Genomic DNA, 16719 nt, shown 5'->3' with positions numbered 1-16719 from the left:
GCAAACCCCGCCCCTCCCCGGGCCGGGAGTAGGAGGAGTGGGATGTCCGAGACGCACGGGTTCCAGAACGCCGACGAGGTCAAGAAGTACATCAAGGACAACGACGTCAAGATGGTCGACGTCCGTTTCTGCGACCTTCCGGGCGTGATGCAGCACTTCACGATCCCGGCGACGGCGTTCGACCCGTCGGAGGAGCTCGCCTTCGACGGCTCGTCGATCCGCGGCTTCCAGGCGATCCACGAGTCCGACATGGCGCTCCGCGCCGACCTGTCGACGGCCCGCGTGGACCCCTTCCGCCGCGACAAGACGCTGAACATCAACTTCTTCATCCACGACCCGATCACGGGCGAGCAGTACAGCCGTGACCCGCGGAACATCGCGAAGAAGGCCGAGGCGTACCTCGCGTCCACCGGCATCGCCGACACCGCGTACTTCGGCCCCGAGGCCGAGTTCTACGTGTTCGACTCGGTGCGCTTCGAGACCTCCGCGAACCAGGGCTTCTACCACATCGACTCCGAGGCCGGCGCCTGGAACACCGGTGCGGAGGAGAACAACCGCGGTTACAAGGTCCGCTACAAGGGCGGCTACTTCCCGGCCCCGCCGGTCGACCACTTCGCCGACCTGCGCTCGGAGATCTCCCTGGAGCTGGAGAACGTCGGCCTGCAGGTCGAGCGCCAGCACCACGAGGTCGGCACCGCCGGCCAGGCCGAGATCAACTACAAGTTCAACACGCTGCTCGCCGCGGCCGACGACCTGATGCTCTTCAAGTACATCGTGAAGAACGTCGCCTGGCGCAACGGCAAGACCGCGACCTTCATGCCGAAGCCGATCTTCGGCGACAACGGCTCGGGCATGCACGTCCACCAGTCGCTGTGGGCGAACGGCGACCCGCTGTTCTACGACGAGACGGGCTACGCGGGCCTCTCGGACACCGCCCGCTACTACATCGGCGGCATCCTCAAGCACGCCCCGTCGCTGCTGGCCTTCACCAACCCGACGGTGAACTCGTACCACCGCCTGGTCCCGGGCTTCGAGGCCCCGGTCAACATGGTGTACTCGCAGCGCAACCGCTCCGCCGCCATGCGCATCCCGATCACGGGCTCGAACCCGAAGGCCAAGCGCGTCGAGTTCCGCGCGCCGGACCCGTCCTCGAACCCGTACCTCGCCTTCTCGGCGCTGCTCCTCGCGGGCCTCGACGGCATCAAGAACAAGATCGAGCCGGCGGAGCCGATCGACAAGGACCTCTACGAGCTCGCTCCCGAGGAGCACGCGAACGTCCAGCAGGTCCCGACCAACCTGGAGGCCGTGCTCAACGCCCTCGAGGCGGACAACGAGTACCTGCAGGCCGGCGGCGTCTTCACGTCCGACCTGATCGAGACCTGGATCGACTACAAGCGCACCCACGAGATCGCCCCGATCCAGCTGCGCCCGCACCCGCACGAGTTCGAGCTCTACTTCGACCTCTAAGCCGTACCGCGCGAGCGAGGTTCTCCGAGGCCCGTCGTCCCCTTCGAGGGGGCGGCGGGCCTCGCCGTTCCCGGCCAAGATCACAGGAGTGCGAACAGGTGACGAACTCTCGTCCGTACCTGCGAGTAGGGGGTTCACGCTCCGCGACTGATCGATAGCGTGTGGTCGTCGCCGCCGCCACACCCGGAGCACTGGGCTCCGCTGGGACTAGCTGGCGCGATGAGGACTGCCGACGTGACTCAGGCGGCTTTCGCCCCTGCAGAGACGCTCCGACTCCAGCCGTACACCGATCACTGCCGCGTCATCGCCGACGAGGGCGCGCACGTGGTCATCGGCGTCTCTCCGGGAAACAGTTATTTCACCGCCCAGCGGCTGCGCGAGCTGACGCGCTGGGGCTTGGACCACTTCGACCAGGTCGATCTCGTCTACACCGATCTGCATGTCTCCGACATGTACGAGGCACTGGGGTACGGGGCCGACGAGGCGCGGCGCAAGGCCGTCAAGAACCTGCGGGGGGTGCGGGCGAAGGTCGGGGCCGCCGTGGCCGAGGCCGATCCCACCGGGGTACGGGTACGGGCCCGCGGGATGTCGGAGTTCCAGGCCCTCCCCGCGTACCAGGAGCTGCACCGCCAGGTGGTGGCGGCCGTCGCCGGGGATCCCGTCGTACGGGAGACCTGCGACGCGCTCACCGGGATCTTCCTGGCCGGGAAGCTGACGCCGGGGCAGCAGGCGAGCGGGCTCCAGAAGGAGGTGTGCCGGGCGTACATCAGCGCCGAGGTGCCGCTGTTCCTGGACACCCCCGCGATCCTCGGGGTGCCGTCCTCGCTCAACTGCTACCACCAGGCCCTGCCCCTCGCCGATCTGCTCTACGCCCGGGGCACCGGGCTGCGTGCCTCCCGCAACCAGGGGCACGGCATCCTCACACCTGTCGAAGGAGATCCGCGATGACCGTGGTCACGACGAACGAACCGCCCGCGTTCCCCTTCGACTGGGACGGGACCCGGCTGCCCGCCGAGGTCGAGGCGCTCCGCGCCGAACCCGTACGTCGGGTGCGGACGATCGCCGGGGCCGAGGCCTGGCTGGTCTCCTCGTACGAGCTGTGCCGACAGGTCCTGGAGGACCCGCGGTTCAGCCTCAAGGACACCTCGGCGCCGGGAGCGCCGCGGCAGTACGCGCTGACGATCCCGCCGCACGTGGTGAACAACATGGGCAACATCACCGGGGCCGGGCTGCGCAAGGCCGTCATGAAGGCGATCAACCCGAAGGCGCCGGGTCTGGAGGAGTGGCTGCGGGCGCGGGCCGGGGCCCTGGTGGACACGCTGGTCGCCGAGGGGGCGCCAGGGGAGCTGCGGAGCGGCTACGCCGATCCGTACTCGGCGGGGCTGCACTGCCGGATGCTGGGCATCCCGGAGGAGGACGGGCCGCGACTGCTGCGCAGTCTGGACGTGGCCTTCATGAACGCCCCGCACGAGATCGAGGCGGCCCGGCTCCACTGGGACCGGGACATCGCGTACATGACCGAGCGCCTGGACGATCCCGCGACGGGCGGGCTGATGGCGGAGCTCGCGGCGCTGCGCGAGGACCCCGACTACGCGCATCTGACGGACGAGATGCTGGCGACGGTGGGCGTGACGCTGTTCGGGGCCGGGGTGATCTCCACCGCCGGGTTCCTGACGATGGCGCTCGTGTCGGTGCTGACCCGGCCGGACGTGCGGGAGGCGCTGGTCGCCGGCGAGCACGGGGTCGCCGGGGCGATGGACGAACTGCTGCGGGTGAACCTGTCGATCGGCGACGGGCTGCCCCGGCTGGCCCTGGAGGACGTACGGCTCGGCGAGGTCGAGGTGCGGGCCGGTGAACTGGTCCTGGTGCTGGTGGAGGCCGCGAACCACGACCCGGAGCGCTTCCCCGACCCGCTGGCCTTCCGGCCGGACCGGGAGAACGCCGCCGAGCACCTCTCCTTCGGCGGCGGGCGGCACTACTGCCCGGCGACGGCGCTCGGCAAGCGGCATGCCGAGATCGCCCTGGAGACGCTTCTCGACCGGCTGCCGGAGCTGCGGCTCGCGGTGCCGGTCGAACAGCTGGTGTGGCGCACCAACTTCATGAAGCGGCTCCCCGAGCGGCTGCCGGTGGCCTGGTAGCGGACGGGATCCGACGACGGCGCTGCCCGGCCGGGGGCCGGGCAGCGCCCCTCCGCCGTCAGCGGCCGTAGCGGATCATGGCGCGCACCATGCGGCAGGTGGTGTCCGAGGGCGGGTGGATGCCGAGGTGGTCGGCCGTGGTGCGTATCGTCGCGTTCGTGGCCTTCGACGGGACGTAGACGCCGGCGTCGAGGAGGGCGATCGCGAGGCGCATGGCCTTCAGTCGGCGGTTGTGCGTCACGTACCACTCGCGGGGGCGGCCCGCGGGGAGCGGCTTCTTCCGGAGCGGCTTCCAGGGTTCGAGGGACGGTGTCCGGATCACGGCGAGAGCCATGGGCTACCTCCTGGCGAACGGCGGGGTGCGGGCCCTCCCCGGGACCCTCACCTTCACCCCTTATTTTAGTGCCCCCCACTGACAATCGCCCCTGGCCAGAGGGGGTTTGGGGGGTGGTGGAGGGTGCTCTGGGGGGTACCGTGGGGGCATGGAGATCTGGATCAATCCCGCCTGTTCCAAGTGCCGCAGCGCCCTCACCCTTCTCGACGCCGAGGGCGCCGACTACACCGTGCGCCGCTACCTGGAGGACGTGCCCTCCCCCGACGAGATCCGGCAGGTGCTCGACCGGCTCGGGCTCGAACCGTGGGACATCACGCGGACGCAGGAGGCCGTCGCCAAGGAGCTCGGGGTGAAGGAGTGGGCCCGCGACGCCGGGAGCCGGGAGCGGTGGATCGAGGCCCTCTCCGCGCATCCCGAGCTCATCCAGCGGCCGATCATCACGGCCGAGGACGGGACGGCCGTCGTCGGCCGGTCCGACGAGGCCGTGCGGGACGCGCTCTCCCGGTAGGGCCTGGACCTTTCCGTCGGATCGAGCCCTAGGAGGCCAGGAAGCCCGTGAGGGTGGCCAGGGTCTTCGGCGGCAGCGTGGCCGGCAGGGTGTGGTGGGTCGCCCCCGGCACGAGCTCCGCGCGCAGGCCCAGGGCCGTCGCCCTCGTCGCCACCTCGTGTGCGTCGTGCGTCCGGCTGCCCTCCGCCAGGAGGACCAGAGCCGGCGGGCGCAGGGCCGCGAGTTCGGTGGCGGTCGGGCGGGGGCCGGTGACCGGGCGGAGGCGCGGGAGCTCCGCCGCCAGGGTGTCCAGGCGGCGCACCCGGGGGTCGTGTTCCGCGCTGCCCGTCTCCCACGCCAGGAACCCCGCCGTCCGCGCGGCCGTCGGGCGCAGCAGCGTCGGCAGCGCCCGCAGCAGATAGCCCGGGCGGAAGCCGGCGAAGCAGCCGGTCGGGTCGAGCAGGGCGAGGCGGTCGGTCCGGTCCGGGGCCGCCAGCGCGTACCGGAGCGCGATCCACCCTCCGTACGAGTGGCCGCAGAAGGCCGCCGAGGTCAGTCCGAGGCCGTCGAGCACGGCGTCCAGCCAGGCCGTCAGGTCGGCGGCCGTACGGATCGGGCGGCCGTCCGTACGGCTGCGGCCCGGGCCGCCGACGAGGTCGACGGCGTGCACCCGGTGGGTCGCGCCGAGCGCCGCGGCCGTGGTGCGCCAGGAGCCGGCGGTCGATCCGCCGCCGGGCAGGAGGAGGACCGGCGGGGCGTCCTCGGCGCCGTGGTGCAGGAGGTGCGTGGTGCCGTAGGGGGTGGGGAGTTCGGAGGCCGTGGTGGGGTGCGGCCAGGTGGCGAGGAGTTCGTCGTACGCGGAGTCGAAGGCGGAGTCGTTCGCGGAGTCGTCCGCGGAGTCGGAGTCGTCCGCGGAGCCGGAGTCGTCCGCGAAGTCGGAGTCGTGCGCGGAGTCGGAGGTTCGGGATTCGGGCATCTCCTGGTCCTCTCGTTCGGCGATAATCTCGCTCAGCGAGATAATAGGAGGACGCGGTGGCCGAGTCACCCGAGATGCTCATCTTTCATCTGCTCCGCGAGGTCACCGTCGAATACGGCCTCCGGCAGGGCGAGTTCGCCGCCCGCAACGGCATGCACCCCACCGACGTCCGCGCCCTGATCTGCCTCCTCGACGCCGAGCGCGCCGGCACCGACGCCACCGCCGGGTGGCTCGGCGCGCGGCTCGGCCTCAACTCGGCCGGCACGACCGCCGTCGTCGACCGGCTCGAACGCCTCGGCCACGTGGCCCGCGTCCGCGACACCCGCGACCGGCGGCGGGTCCTCCTCACCGTGGAGGACCGGGCGAAGGAGCTGGGGCGCGCCCACTTCGGGCCCCTCGTCGACGGGGCCGTGGCCCTGCTCGGCGGGTTCGAGGAGGGCGAGAGGGAGGCCGTACGTCGGTTCCTGACCGGCGTACGGGACCTCATGAGCAACGTGGGCGACGTGCGCGCCGTGAGCGACGGGGAGGAATCGTGACCGCGTCGGGCGACGACGGGCTCGGGGTCGATCTGCACCTGGAGCTGAGCGCCGCCGGCGGGCGGCGGGCCGTGCTCATCGCCGCGCTGCGCGAGGCCGTACGCGGCGGGCGGCTGGCCCCGGGGACCCGGCTGCCGCCCTACCGGTCGCTCGCCGCCGATCTCGGCATCGCCAGGAACACCGTCGCCGACGCGTACGCCGAGCTCGTCGCCGAGGGCTGGCTCACCTCCCGCCAGGGCTCCGGGACCCGCGTCGCCGACCGGGTCGCCGCCCCCGCCCCCCGGCCCGTACGGACGACCGTGCCGCCCCCGCTCCCGTACGACCTCGTCCAGGGCAAGCCCGACCCCGGCGCCTTCCCCCGCGCCGCGTGGCTGGCGGCGGCCCGGCGGGCCCTGACGGCCGCGCCGCACGAGGCCTTCGGGATCGGCGACCCGCACGGCCGGATCGAACTGCGCCTGGCCCTCGCCGAGTACCTCGCGCGGGTGCGGGGCGTCCGCACCACCCCGGACCGGATCGTGGTCTGCTCCGGTGCCGCGCACGCGCTCCGGCTCCTCGCACGGGTGCTCGGCCCGGCGGACCCCTGGGCGGTCGAGGCGTACGGGCTGCCCTTCCACCGCGGGCTGCTCGCCGAGGCCGGAGTCACCACCCTGCCGGTGGCCGTCGACGAGGACGGGGCGCGGGTCGCCGAGATCCCGGAGCACGCGCGCGCGGTGCTGCTGACCCCCGCCCACCAGTTCCCCACCGGCGGCCCGCTGCACCCGGAGCGCCGGGCCGGGGTCCTGAAGTGGGCGCGGGCCTCCGACGGGCTGGTGATCGAGGACGACTACGACGGGGAGTTCCGCTACGACCGGCGGCCCGTGGGCGCCGTCCAGGGCCTCGACCCCGAGCGGACCGTGCTCATCGGCTCCGTCAGCAAGAGCCTCTCCCCCGCCCTGCGGATCGGCTGGATGTGCCTGCCGTCCGGGCTGGTGGACCCGGTGGTCGCGGCGAAGGGCCAACGCGAGCCGTACGCCTCCGCGGCGGACCAGCTCACCCTCGCGGACCTCCTCGCCTCGGGCGCCTACGACCGGCACGTCCGGCGGATGCGCCAGCGGCACCGCGCGCGGCGCGACCGCCTGACGGCGCTGCTCGCCGAACGGGTCCCGGCGGTACGGGTGACGGGCATCGCCGCCGGGCTGCACGCCGTCCTGGAACTGCCCGCCGGTACGGAGCGGGCGGCCCTCGCCGCGACGGCCCGGCGCGGGGCCGCGGTGGAGGGCCTGGCCCCCTATCGCCATCCAGGCGCCCGGGACCCGGCCCGTCCGGACGCCCCGGACGGCCCGGCCGCCCTGCGCGGCCCGGCCCGCCTGGACGACCCGGCCCCTCCGGACGGTCTGGTCGTCGGTTACGCCACGCCGCCGGAGCGGTTGTACCCGGATGCGCTGGAGGCGCTGTGCGCGGGGCTGTCCGAGGCACTGGGGTCCTGACGGGCGCCCTCCGCCGCGATCGCCTCCGCCGCCGTCAGGATCTCCGTGAGGCGGAGCCCGAAGCGGACGTCGCAGGCGTCGGGTTCGCCCGTGCGGGCCGCGTCGACCAGGGCGTCCACCGCCGCGCCGAACGCCCCCACCGCCCCGTCCCAGCGGGGCAGTTCGGCCCGGCCCCCGGTGCCGTACAGGGTGAGTGCCGCCTCCGCCGCCTCCGGCGGTGCGCTGAGGGTGAGGGTGGCGGTGCTGCTCGCGCCCGAGGTGTGGCGGAGCACCAGGTGGTGGGTGTCCGCCGGGCCCCGCGCCGCGGTGATCTCCGTGACGTCTCCGAGGACCGGGAGGTAGACCGAGAGGACGTGCGGGCCCACGTCCCACAGGCCGCCCTTCTCACGGCGCCAGGGTGAGGCCGCGTACTCGCTGGTCGAACCGGTCCCGTAGAGCGAGCCCAGCCAGTGCGCCTCGCCCAGGAACCAGCCGCCGGCCGCCGCCTGTTCGTCGATCCAGCGGGCCGTCGGCTCCGCGAAGCGGAGCGTGCAGAAGACGACCGAGGACGCTCCCGCGGCCTCCACCGCCTCGGCCACCTCCCGCGCCCCGGCGACCGTCGTCGCGACCGGCTTGTCGAGGAGGACATGGCAGCCGGCCTCCGCGGCCCGGACCGCCAGCGGGGCCTGAACGTCCGGCGGGAGCGCGAGCGCGACGGCGTCGCTGGCCGCGAGGAGCGCGTCCACGTCGTCGTACGCGCGCGTGCCCGACGCGGCGGCGAGCGCGGCCGCCGCCTCGGGGCGTCTGCCCCACACCCCGCTGAACTCGATCCCGGGATGCCCGGCCAACGCGGGCGCGTGCGTGTGACCGGCCCAGGGGCCGGTGCCGAGGAGTCCGATACGGGGCTTCGCGCCCAGCTGCTTCGCCATGCCCCCAGTCTGCCGGGTGCCTCCGACAACGGTCCCAGGCGGACCCGCCCGCGGCGGCCCTCACCGAAATCCGCTCGCGCCCCTCCCCCTGCCCGGTGTTAGCGTTTCCGGGCCGGCCGCGGGACTCCGGTGCGACTTCCGGAACCTGCCTCTGAAGCAACGTCTTCGCTGTTCGCGCCCTCATTCCCCGGCCGGCGCCCACGCGGTACGAGAAGGAGAGAGCCTTGTCCGAGCTCGTCGCCGCCGAGGACGTGCTCCTCTTCGTCAACGCCGCCGTGACCGCCACCGGCCAGCGCGAGTTCCGTTCCTCCGCCGCCGAGCAGCAGTTCTCGCTCCGCTTCGTCCACGAGTACGTACGGGTCAACTACCGGCCCGTGTACGCCGCGGCCCTCGCGCTCGACATCAACCACCACAACGCCGCCCTCGTCGTCGAGCAGCTCCTGCGCACCGCCGACGAGGCGGGCGGGCCCGAGGAGAAGCGGGCCGAGGGGCGGCTGATCGGGGCCCGGCTCGCGCTGCTGCCGCCGCAGCGGGTCTACCGGCTGTTCCGGGCGCTGCGCGCCGCCGGGGTCAACAACCGGCGTACGCGCGCGATCGTGCGCGCGTGGCTCGCGGCCCGCCCCGATCCCGCCCTGGACGCGGTGAAGTACCGGAGCGGTCTGAAGGCCACTCTCCGGCACGTCCACGGGCGGCTGCCCGACCCCGAGACCGGGGACTTCCTCTTCGCGCCGGGGCGCCGGGTCCGGTACGAGAGCCCGACGCTCGACGCGTTCCGCCGCGCCCGGTACGAGCAGGGGGCGCTGTACGAGCTGCCGTTCACCGTCGCCGAGGGTTTCGCCGCCAGGCACGGGGTGCCGCGCGCGGTGTTCCTGGAGCGGATCGCGCCCCGGATGACCCGGCTCGAACAGCTCAGGACCGAGCGGGCCGCCGACCTGTCCGTGATGCCGCTGACCCGGCTCGCCCTGTACGTCCTCTCGCTGCCGTTCGGCGAGCGCGTGGAGCGGCGGGCCGAGCTGACGGGGGCGCTGCGGGCCGCGGCCCGGCGTGCGGCGGGGCCGTACGCCGGGAGTTGGGGGCGGGTCACGGCGGTGCTCGACGACAGCTTCTCCTCCTCGGGTTCGGCGGTGAAGCGGCGTCGTCCGCTGGCGGTCGCGCTCGGCTGCCACTTCCTCCTGGAGGCCCTCGCGGCGCCGGGGGCGTACACGCCGCTCTGGACGTCGGGCGGGGAAGATCCGCTGCTCGTCCGGCCGTACGGGCCGACCCCGCTGGGCCTGCGGATCCTGGACGGTCTGGAGACCGGCCCGGACCGGCTCGTGATCGTCTCGGACGGCTGGGACAACGCCCCGCCGGGACTCGCGGGCGAGGTGCTGCGGGTGTGGCGGTCGCGGCTGGATCCGGAGCGCCGCACGAGCGTGGTGCACCTGAACCCCGTATACGACGGGCAGGGCTTCGACGTGCGCCGGCTCGCCCCGGGCGTGCCCGCCGCTGGCATCCGGGACGCGGAGGACCTGGCGGCGCTGGTGGAGATCGCGCAGTTCGCCGAGGGGCGGACGGGCTTCGCGGAGCTGCGGGCCTATCTGGACCGGCGGGTGGAGCTGTTCCTGAAGGCGGCGGAGGAAGGGGGACGGGCATGACCAGGATCGATCTGACCGGGCTCGACGTCCGGCCCGCGCAGGTGTGGGGCGGGGTACGGCTGGTGCCGCTGGTGCGGTCAGAGCCGGTTCCCGGGCTGCGGCTGCACCGGGAGGTGTACGGCGGGCTCGGCGCGGTGGACCTGCCCGACCGCTCCACCTACACCTCGTACGTCCCGCACGGGTTCGTCGCCGACTGGACGGGGGCGGGGGCCGGGGCGGACCCGGTGCCGGGGGCGGGCCGGGAGTCCGCCGCGTACGGGACCCGGCTCGGAGGCGGAGCCGGCGCGCGCGGAAGCGGCGGCCGCGACGAGGTGCCGGACCGCGTGCCCGTGCGCCGCGTCCACCGGATGGCCAAGCGGCGGCGCGACAAGGACGGGCGCGCCGAGTCGCGGCTCCGCTTCCTGCCGCTGCACCTCGCCCTGGAGGGCTATCTCGCGCTGCACTTCGGCGGTCCTTCGATCGTCTGGGACGAGTGGTCCCGCGAGGCGGTCCGGCACGGCCTCTCGCCGCGTGCCGAGGCGGCGTACGCGGGGTGGGGCGTGCCCGGGCTCACGGAGGCGCTGTGGATCTTCGAGGTCCACCCGGGCCAGTGCGGGCTGCTCCTGTACACGGCCGACGCGCTGGCCGCGGCCTTCGTGGTGCCGCACCCGGACGACTACCGGCTGCTGCACCCGACGCTCGTCGAGGACCTGTACGGGGAGCTGGTCCACCAGTACGCGTACTACGGCGGCCCGGTGCCCGAGTTCACGGCGCGGATCCGGGACGGGGGCGGTGGCATCCGTACCCTCGCGGACCTGCGGGCGGCGGCCCGGGAGCAGGAGCGGGCCTGGGCCGCGGCGCACGACGGGATCATGGCGCGGGACCTCCTGGAGACCTCGTACGCCTTCGAGCGGGTCCACCGGGCCGGGCCGTTCGACCTGCACCGGTTCCTGCCGCCGTTCGAGCGGGGCGGGCGGGAGCAGCACATCGGGGAGCTGATCACCGACCGCAAGGGGCGGACGGCCTATCTGAAGACGTTCCGGCTCTCGGAGAACCAGATCCGCAAGGGGTATCTGCTGCGGCGGCTCGCCGACTGCGACTGGCACCTGGGGCGGGCGGCGGAGGCCCTGGGGACCTCGTACGCGGAGGTCGTACGGCGTGTCCGGAGCGCGGGTCTGGGCTCGTTCCTGAACGAGCACTCCGTCGCACAGCGGCTCCGCGAAGATCGGGAAAGCTGAGTAACACGGGGTTCACATTCGGGCAACGGACGGGAAATCCCGTGTTGCGAAGCTGCGACCGGACACAGACACCGCAGCTTCTCGCAGCGCCGCGAGCCGCCGCGACACCCGCAGCAGCACGCCCAAAGGATGAGGCCAGTGACCTTCAAGGCTGAGTACATCTGGATCGACGGCACCGAGCCGACCGCGAAGCTTCGTTCGAAGACGAAGATCATCGTGGGCGGGGGCGCCACGCTCGGCGAGCTGCCGATCTGGGGCTTCGACGGTTCCAGCACGAACCAGGCCAAGGGCCACGCCTCGGACCGTGTCCTCAAGCCGGTCTTCGTCTGCCCGGACCCGATCCGCGGCGGCGACGACGTCCTGGTGCTGTGCGAGGTCCTCAACACGGACATGACGCCGCACGAGTCCAACACGCGTGCCGCGCTGGCCGAGGTCGCCGCGAAGTACGCCGCTCAGGAGCCGATCTTCGGCATCGAGCAGGAGTACACGTTCTTCGAGGGCACCCGCCCGCTCGGCTTCCCGGTCAACGGCTTCCCGGCCGCCCAGGGCGGCTACTACTGCGGTGTCGGCGCGGACGAGATCTTCGGCCGCCCGATCGTCGAGGCGCACCTGGAGAACTGTCTCAAGGCCGGTCTCGGCATCTCCGGCATCAACGCCGAGGTCATGCCGGGCCAGTGGGAGTTCCAGGTCGGCCCGCTGGCGCCGCTGGAGGTCTCGGACCAGCTGTGGATCGCCCGCTGGCTGCTGTACCGCACGGCCGAGGACTTCAACGTCTCCGCGACGCTGGACCCGAAGCCGGTGAAGGGCGACTGGAACGGCGCGGGCGCGCACACCAACTTCTCGACGAAGGCGATGCGCGAGGGCTACGACGCGATCATCACCGCCGCCGAGTCCCTCGGCGAGGGCTCGAAGCCGCTCGACCACGTCAAGAACTACGGCGCCGGCATCGACGACCGTCTGACGGGCCTGCACGAGACCGCCCCGTGGGACCAGTACTCCTACGGCGTCTCGGACCGCGGCGCCTCGGTCCGCATCCCGTGGCAGGTCGAGCAGGACCAGAAGGGCTACATCGAGGACCGCCGCCCGAACGCGAACGTGGACCCGTACACGGTGACCCGCCTCCTGGTGGACACCTGCTGCGAGGCCCTCGCGAAGGCCGGCCAGGTCTGATCCGCACGTCTTCACGCCGAGAGGCGCCCACCCTTCCCGGTGGGCGCCTCTCGGCGTTCGTGCCGGGCCTCTCCCGGCGCGTGACGGGGCTCCTCCCGGCCTCGCGAACCGGGCGGCTCTCCCGGCATGTGGGAAGGACGACACGGGGTTTGGCCGACGAAGGGGTCGTCGGGGGCATTCCCTTCTGGTTCAATAGGGATATGGCCATCACACAGAACGACACCGCGACGGGTCGTCACGACCTCGAGCCGTTCTGGCCTTCCCGGCAGCACCACGACTTCGACCGGGTGTGTTGCCGCGCGAGGAACGCGTCGGCCCTCTAAAGCCCCGATCGGTACGGTCCGATCCACGGCCTTCGGCCGACGCGCACGACGTCTGACGTACGACTCCTGTCCGTCCGTTCCTCCGCGCGAAAGAGCTGACTCCCCATGGCCCAGACCGCTCACAGCACCCCCACCGCCGTTCGTCCCGGCCGTCATCGACTGCGCGCCGTCGATCCCAACGAGGTCGTCGACTTCGCGCAGGTGGCCGACTTCCTGCCGCCCGGCGCCACTCTGCTGCCCGCTCCCCCGCACACCCTGCCGACGCTGCCGGGCCGGCCGCCGATGGTCGGGTACCTCGTGCTCGTACCGGCCGATCAGCAGCCGCGGCTGCCCGTCGCCGCTCCCGTGCCCGCGCCCGTCCCCGCCGCGGTGGAGGACCAGGGGCCCGTGGCCATCGACGGCGTCCAGCGGATCGCCGTCGTGGACGGGCAGGCGCTCGACCTGACATATCTCGAGTTCGAGTTGCTCGCCCATCTGGTGGCGCACCCCCACCGGGTCCACACCCGCGACCAGTTGGTCACCACCGTGTGGGGGTACGGCCACGTCGGCGACGGACGCACCGTCGACGTGCACGTCGCCCGGCTGCGGCGGAAGCTGGGCGCCGAGCACCGCCACACGATCCAGACCGTGCGGCGGGTCGGCTACAAGTACACGCCCTGACCGGGCGGTTCGGCCGGCGCGGTCAGCTCGCCCGCGCCCTGCCCCTCGCCCTGGACACCAGTCCCAGGGCGAGGTCCACGGTCAGGAACAGCAACAGGCTGATGCCGAGCAAGGGGACGAACCACCCCACCACGGCCGTCACCGCGAGCAGCGGGAGCAGCATCGTCACCGGGACCTTCCGCCAGGCGCCGCGGGCCGCCGGGCGGCCCGGGCGGCGCAGCCACCACATGCGGTAGCCCCACAGGATCAGCAGGATCAGGGCGAGCGCCAGGACCGCGAGGGCCAGCTGGTTGAACAGGCCGAGGAAGACGCCCATGTGCGCGTCGATGCCTATCCGGGTGAGCTTCGCGAGGAGCGGGTAGTCCGCGAAGGCGAGCCGGTCGACGACCGCGCCGTCCGCCGGGTCCACCGCCACCGAGTCCAGCTGGAGCGGGAACTGCGCGTCCGTCTCCTTGACCACGTACCCCTTGCCCTCGCCCGGCAGGATCACCGAGATCCTCGGGCTGTCGATGCCGGCCGCACGGGCCGTCTCCAGGGCCTTGTCGAGGCCGATGTCCGGGCCCTGGGCGGTGCTGCCGCCGGTGTGGCCACCGCCGTGGCCCTCGTGCTCCGAGGAGCCGCCGGCCGCGCCGTCGACGGTCGCCGTGAGCGTGGGCGTGGCGCCGCCGAGGCCGTCCTGGACGACGCCGATGTTCTCGCCCGCGTACTTCGACCAGGTCAGGCCCGTCGCCGACAGCAGGACGAGTCCGGTCACCGCCCACAGGCCGACCGAGCCGTGCCAGGACAGCGTGCGGCGGCGCGAGGCCGGGCCGCCCTCCGGTACGAACAGGGCACGGCGGTTCCTGCGCCGCCGGCCGAGCCACAGCAGGAGACCGCCGAGGGCGATGACCCAGAGCCAGCTCGCCGCCAGCTCGCTGTAGTTGCGGCCGAACTCCCCGAGGTGCAGATCGCGGTGCAGACCGTCGATCCAGGTGCGCAGCGGGAGGGCGCCGGAGCTTCCGTAGCTGGGCAGCTGCCCGCGTACGTCCCCGGTGTACGGGTCCACGAAGACGGCCAGTGAGGTGTCCTCGGGGACGTCCGGGTCGGCCATCAGGACGCGGGTGGTCGCGCCGGGTTCGGCGCCGGGCCAGACGGCGGTGACGGTGCCGTCCGGGTTGGCCTTGCGGGCGATGTCCACCTGCTGGGAGAGCGGCAGGGTCGTCTCGCCGACGGGGACCTCCAGCTCGTGCGCGTAGACGACCTTCTCGGCCTGGAAGGAGAGCGCGTAGAGCAGACCGCTCGCGGCGGCCACGAGGAGGAACGGGGCGATGAGCACGCCCGCGTAGAAGTGGAGACGGAGGACGAGGGGGCGCAGGGCGCTCCAGGTCCCCGCCTTCTGCGGGGCGGTGGGGGTGGCGGGAGTGCGTTCCGACGGTGGCGCCTCGGGCGTTTCCGGGCGTGCGGGATCGTCGATGGTCATCGCTGTGACTGTCCTTGGAGTCGATGCAGACAGGGGGAGGGGACCCCCGGGTCAGACGTGTGCTCCGAGGGTCGTGGCGCGGGGTGCGGACAGCCGGGGCGGGCCGCGCCGGGACAGGGTGTGGGCGAGGACGACGGTGTGCGGGCGGTGGGCGCTCCGCCGGGCCCGCCGGACGGGGCGACGCGGCGCGTCGGGGACCCGCGCGCGCGCGAAGAGCAGCCGCAGGGGGGTGAAGGCGTACGCGAGGGCGGCTCGGGCGAGCGTGAAGAACGCGGCCTCGCCGTGCGCGAGCCAGAGGCCGCAGAGGAGCGCGGCGAGGAGGTGGGCGGCGAGCATGCCGGTGCTCATGTCCCTGAACATCGCGGTGGCTGCGCTCAGGTCGTGCGGGCCGGCCACGCCGTCGGCGCCGTCGGCGCCCGCCGATCCGTGCATGGCGTGCATGCCGGTCATGGCGTGCATGCCGGGCATGCCGTGCGGGGCCGTCGCCGGATGTCCCGTGTCCCCCGCCAGGGAACCGGCCATCGAGAAGAGCAGGTGCAGTGCGCCCTGGAGGACGGACAGCGCGCCCGCGATCGTCGGGGCGCCCCGGCGCCGGCCCGCGGCGGCCCACGCGGCGGCGGCCGTGACGGTGAAGGCGCCGAGCAGCGCGAACGCCGGAAGCTGGTGCGCAGACATGGACGAATGCCCCACGGCTGCCAAGGTCACGCACACCACCGCGAAAAGGGCGGCTCTCACTGCGCGTAGGGGCGACCGGGCATTCGTCATCGCCCGTCATGGTGCCACCCCGCCCGGAGGCGCACGAGACCCCCCTCCCGAACCGATGACGTTCCTCCCGGGCCGATGACCTTCCTCCCTCGGCGGAATCCTCCGGCAGCGAAAAGCCCTGGTCCCACGCCGTCCCGCGAGGGACGCTCCGATCATGAAACTGTTGATGCTCGGAGGTACGGAGTTCGTCGGCCGCGCGGTCGTCGAGGCGGCGCTCGCCCGGGGCTGGGAGGCGACCGTCTTCCATCGCGGCCGGCACGCGGCGCCGGCGGGGGTCACCTCGCTCATCGGCGACCGCACGACCGGCCCCGACGGTCTCGCCGCGCTCGCCACGGGCTCCTGGGACGCCGTCGTGGACACCTGGTCGGCCGCGCCGTCCGCGGTGCGGGACGTGGCACGGCTGCTCGCCGACCGGGTCGGGCGGTACGCGTACGTGTCGAGCCGTTCGGTGTACGCGTGGCCGGCGGCGGCCGGGCTCGACGAGGACGGCCCGCTGGTGGAGGGCTCGGCCGACGACGGGGACGTGCCGTACGCCGAGGCCAAGCGGGGCGGCGAGCTCGCCGCCACCGCCGCCTTCGGCGCGGACCGGACGCTGCTCGTCCGCGCGGGCCTCATCCTCGGCCCGTACGAGAACGTGGGCCGGCTCCCCTGGTGGCTGGGCCGGATCGCGCGCGGCGGTCCGGTCCTCGCCCCCGGGCCCGCCTCGCTCTCGGTCCAGTACGTCGACGTCCGCGACCTCGCCGAGTGGACCCTCGACGCGGTGGCCGCGGGGCTCTCGGGGCCGTACAACCTCGTCTCGCCGCCCGGGCACGTGACGATGGGCGATCTGCTCGACGCCTGCGTACGGGTCACCGGCTCCGACGCCGAACTCCGCTGGACCGCGCCGGAGGCACTGGTCGAGGCCGGGGTGGCGCCGTGGTCGGAGCTGCCCGTGTGGCTGCCGCCGGGCGAGATGTACGACGCGATGCACGCGGCCGACGTCTCCCGCGCGCTCGCGGCGGGGCTGCGCTGCCGGTCGGCGGCGGAGACGGTCGCGGACACGTGGGCGTGGCTGGAATCGGTCGGCGGCATGGCGCCCCAGCGCCCGGACCGGCCGCAGGTCGGCCTCTCCCCCGAGCGCGAGGCGGAGGTGCTTGCGGCGCTCGCGGAGGGGTGAGGCGGGCGGAGGGACGGAGGGCG

The 16719-nt window shown here is 73.4% G+C and carries 16 protein-coding genes; 11 read left to right on the top strand and 5 right to left on the bottom strand.

The genetic code is table 11. The features are described from left to right. The first annotated feature begins 42 nt into the window (after positions 1-42). The 3 genes from glnA to ACIP84_RS16925 all read left to right on the top strand — a co-directional run bounded on the left by glnA (position 43) and on the right by ACIP84_RS16925 (position 3605). Positions 43-1467 (top strand): type I glutamate--ammonia ligase, encoded by a 1425-nt coding sequence (gene glnA, locus ACIP84_RS16935; RefSeq protein ID WP_030314285.1) that lies wholly within the window; start codon positions 43-45, stop codon positions 1465-1467. A gap of 234 nt (positions 1468-1701) precedes the next feature. Further along, positions 1702-2415: a tRNA-dependent cyclodipeptide synthase gene (locus ACIP84_RS16930; protein ID WP_401798425.1), complete on the top strand. Its 714-nt coding sequence runs from the start codon at positions 1702-1704 to the stop codon at positions 2413-2415. Next, positions 2412-3605 (top strand): cytochrome P450, encoded by a 1194-nt coding sequence (locus ACIP84_RS16925; protein ID WP_401798424.1) that lies wholly within the window; start codon positions 2412-2414, stop codon positions 3603-3605. The genes ACIP84_RS16930 and ACIP84_RS16925 overlap by 4 nt, the downstream gene beginning before the upstream one ends. 58 nt (positions 3606-3663) lie before the next feature. Here the strand turns inward: ACIP84_RS16925 and ACIP84_RS16920 are convergent, their stop codons facing one another. Then, positions 3664-3939 carry a hypothetical protein gene (locus ACIP84_RS16920; protein WP_073917414.1) on the bottom strand — a complete coding sequence of 92 codons (276 nt, stop codon included), beginning with the start codon at positions 3937-3939 and terminating at the stop codon, positions 3664-3666. 148 nt (positions 3940-4087) lie between these two features. Between ACIP84_RS16920 and ACIP84_RS16915 the strand changes: the two genes are divergently transcribed. Beyond that, on the top strand, positions 4088-4447 hold the full coding sequence (locus ACIP84_RS16915; protein WP_355964706.1) for an arsenate reductase family protein: 360 nt from the start codon (positions 4088-4090) through the stop codon (positions 4445-4447). A gap of 28 nt (positions 4448-4475) precedes the next feature. Here the strand turns inward: ACIP84_RS16915 and ACIP84_RS16910 are convergent, their stop codons facing one another. Further along, positions 4476-5402 (bottom strand): alpha/beta fold hydrolase, encoded by a 927-nt coding sequence (locus ACIP84_RS16910; RefSeq protein ID WP_401798423.1) that lies wholly within the window; start codon positions 5400-5402, stop codon positions 4476-4478. Positions 5403-5476: 74 nt separating this feature from the next. Here ACIP84_RS16910 and ACIP84_RS16905 point away from each other — a divergent pair, with 74 nt between their 5' ends. Beyond that, positions 5477-5938, top strand: coding sequence for a MarR family transcriptional regulator (locus tag ACIP84_RS16905; RefSeq protein WP_401798809.1), 462 nt, complete (start codon positions 5477-5479; stop codon positions 5936-5938). After that, positions 5935-7404 (top strand): PLP-dependent aminotransferase family protein, encoded by a 1470-nt coding sequence (locus tag ACIP84_RS16900; RefSeq protein WP_401798422.1) that lies wholly within the window; start codon positions 5935-5937, stop codon positions 7402-7404. Before ACIP84_RS16905 ends, ACIP84_RS16900 begins: the two co-directional genes overlap by 4 nt. Here the strand turns inward: ACIP84_RS16900 and ACIP84_RS16895 are convergent. Beyond that, entirely contained in the window at positions 7323-8312 is a 990-nt protein-coding gene (locus tag ACIP84_RS16895) for a Gfo/Idh/MocA family protein (RefSeq protein ID WP_401798421.1), read from the bottom strand. The two genes, ACIP84_RS16900 and ACIP84_RS16895, sit on opposite strands and share 82 nt — an antisense overlap. 224 nt (positions 8313-8536) lie before the next feature. Here ACIP84_RS16895 and ACIP84_RS16890 point away from each other — a divergent pair, with 224 nt between their 5' ends. The 4 genes from ACIP84_RS16890 (at position 8537) to ACIP84_RS16875 (ending at position 13316) form a co-directional block, all read left to right on the top strand. Further along, on the top strand, positions 8537-9946 hold the full coding sequence (locus tag ACIP84_RS16890; protein WP_401798420.1) for a hypothetical protein: 1410 nt from the start codon (positions 8537-8539) through the stop codon (positions 9944-9946). Further along, complete coding sequence (locus tag ACIP84_RS16885) at positions 9943-11163, top strand: ARPP-2 domain-containing protein (protein WP_401798419.1); 1221 nt, start codon at positions 9943-9945, stop codon at positions 11161-11163. Before ACIP84_RS16890 ends, ACIP84_RS16885 begins: the two co-directional genes overlap by 4 nt. A 138-nt stretch (positions 11164-11301) precedes the next feature. After that, positions 11302-12333, top strand: a complete 1032-nt coding sequence (gene glnII, locus ACIP84_RS16880) for a glutamine synthetase (RefSeq protein ID WP_073917423.1) — start codon at positions 11302-11304, stop codon at positions 12331-12333. A gap of 428 nt (positions 12334-12761) precedes the next feature. Beyond that, complete coding sequence (locus ACIP84_RS16875; protein WP_355964699.1) at positions 12762-13316, top strand: winged helix-turn-helix domain-containing protein; 555 nt, start codon at positions 12762-12764, stop codon at positions 13314-13316. A gap of 22 nt (positions 13317-13338) precedes the next feature. Here ACIP84_RS16875 and ACIP84_RS16870 read toward each other — a convergent pair whose 3' ends face one another. Both ACIP84_RS16870 and ACIP84_RS16865 read right to left on the bottom strand, forming a co-directional pair. Next, positions 13339-14775, bottom strand: coding sequence for a PepSY-associated TM helix domain-containing protein (locus ACIP84_RS16870; RefSeq protein WP_401798418.1), 1437 nt, complete (start codon positions 14773-14775; stop codon positions 13339-13341). A 51-nt stretch (positions 14776-14826) separates the two neighbouring features. Beyond that, positions 14827-15450: a hypothetical protein gene (locus tag ACIP84_RS16865; protein WP_401798417.1), complete on the bottom strand. Its 624-nt coding sequence runs from the start codon at positions 15448-15450 to the stop codon at positions 14827-14829. A gap of 244 nt (positions 15451-15694) precedes the next feature. Between ACIP84_RS16865 and ACIP84_RS16860 the strand changes: the two genes are divergently transcribed. After that, positions 15695-16696 carry an NAD-dependent epimerase/dehydratase family protein gene (locus ACIP84_RS16860; RefSeq protein ID WP_401798416.1) on the top strand — a complete coding sequence of 334 codons (1002 nt, stop codon included), beginning with the start codon at positions 15695-15697 and terminating at the stop codon, positions 16694-16696. Positions 16697-16719 lie beyond the last annotated feature (23 nt).

The organism is Streptomyces sp. NPDC088707 (assembly GCF_044752725.1).
Taxonomy (GTDB): Bacteria; Actinomycetota; Actinomycetes; order Streptomycetales; family Streptomycetaceae; genus Streptomyces.
This window is presented reverse-complemented; position numbering and strand designations above follow the sequence as displayed.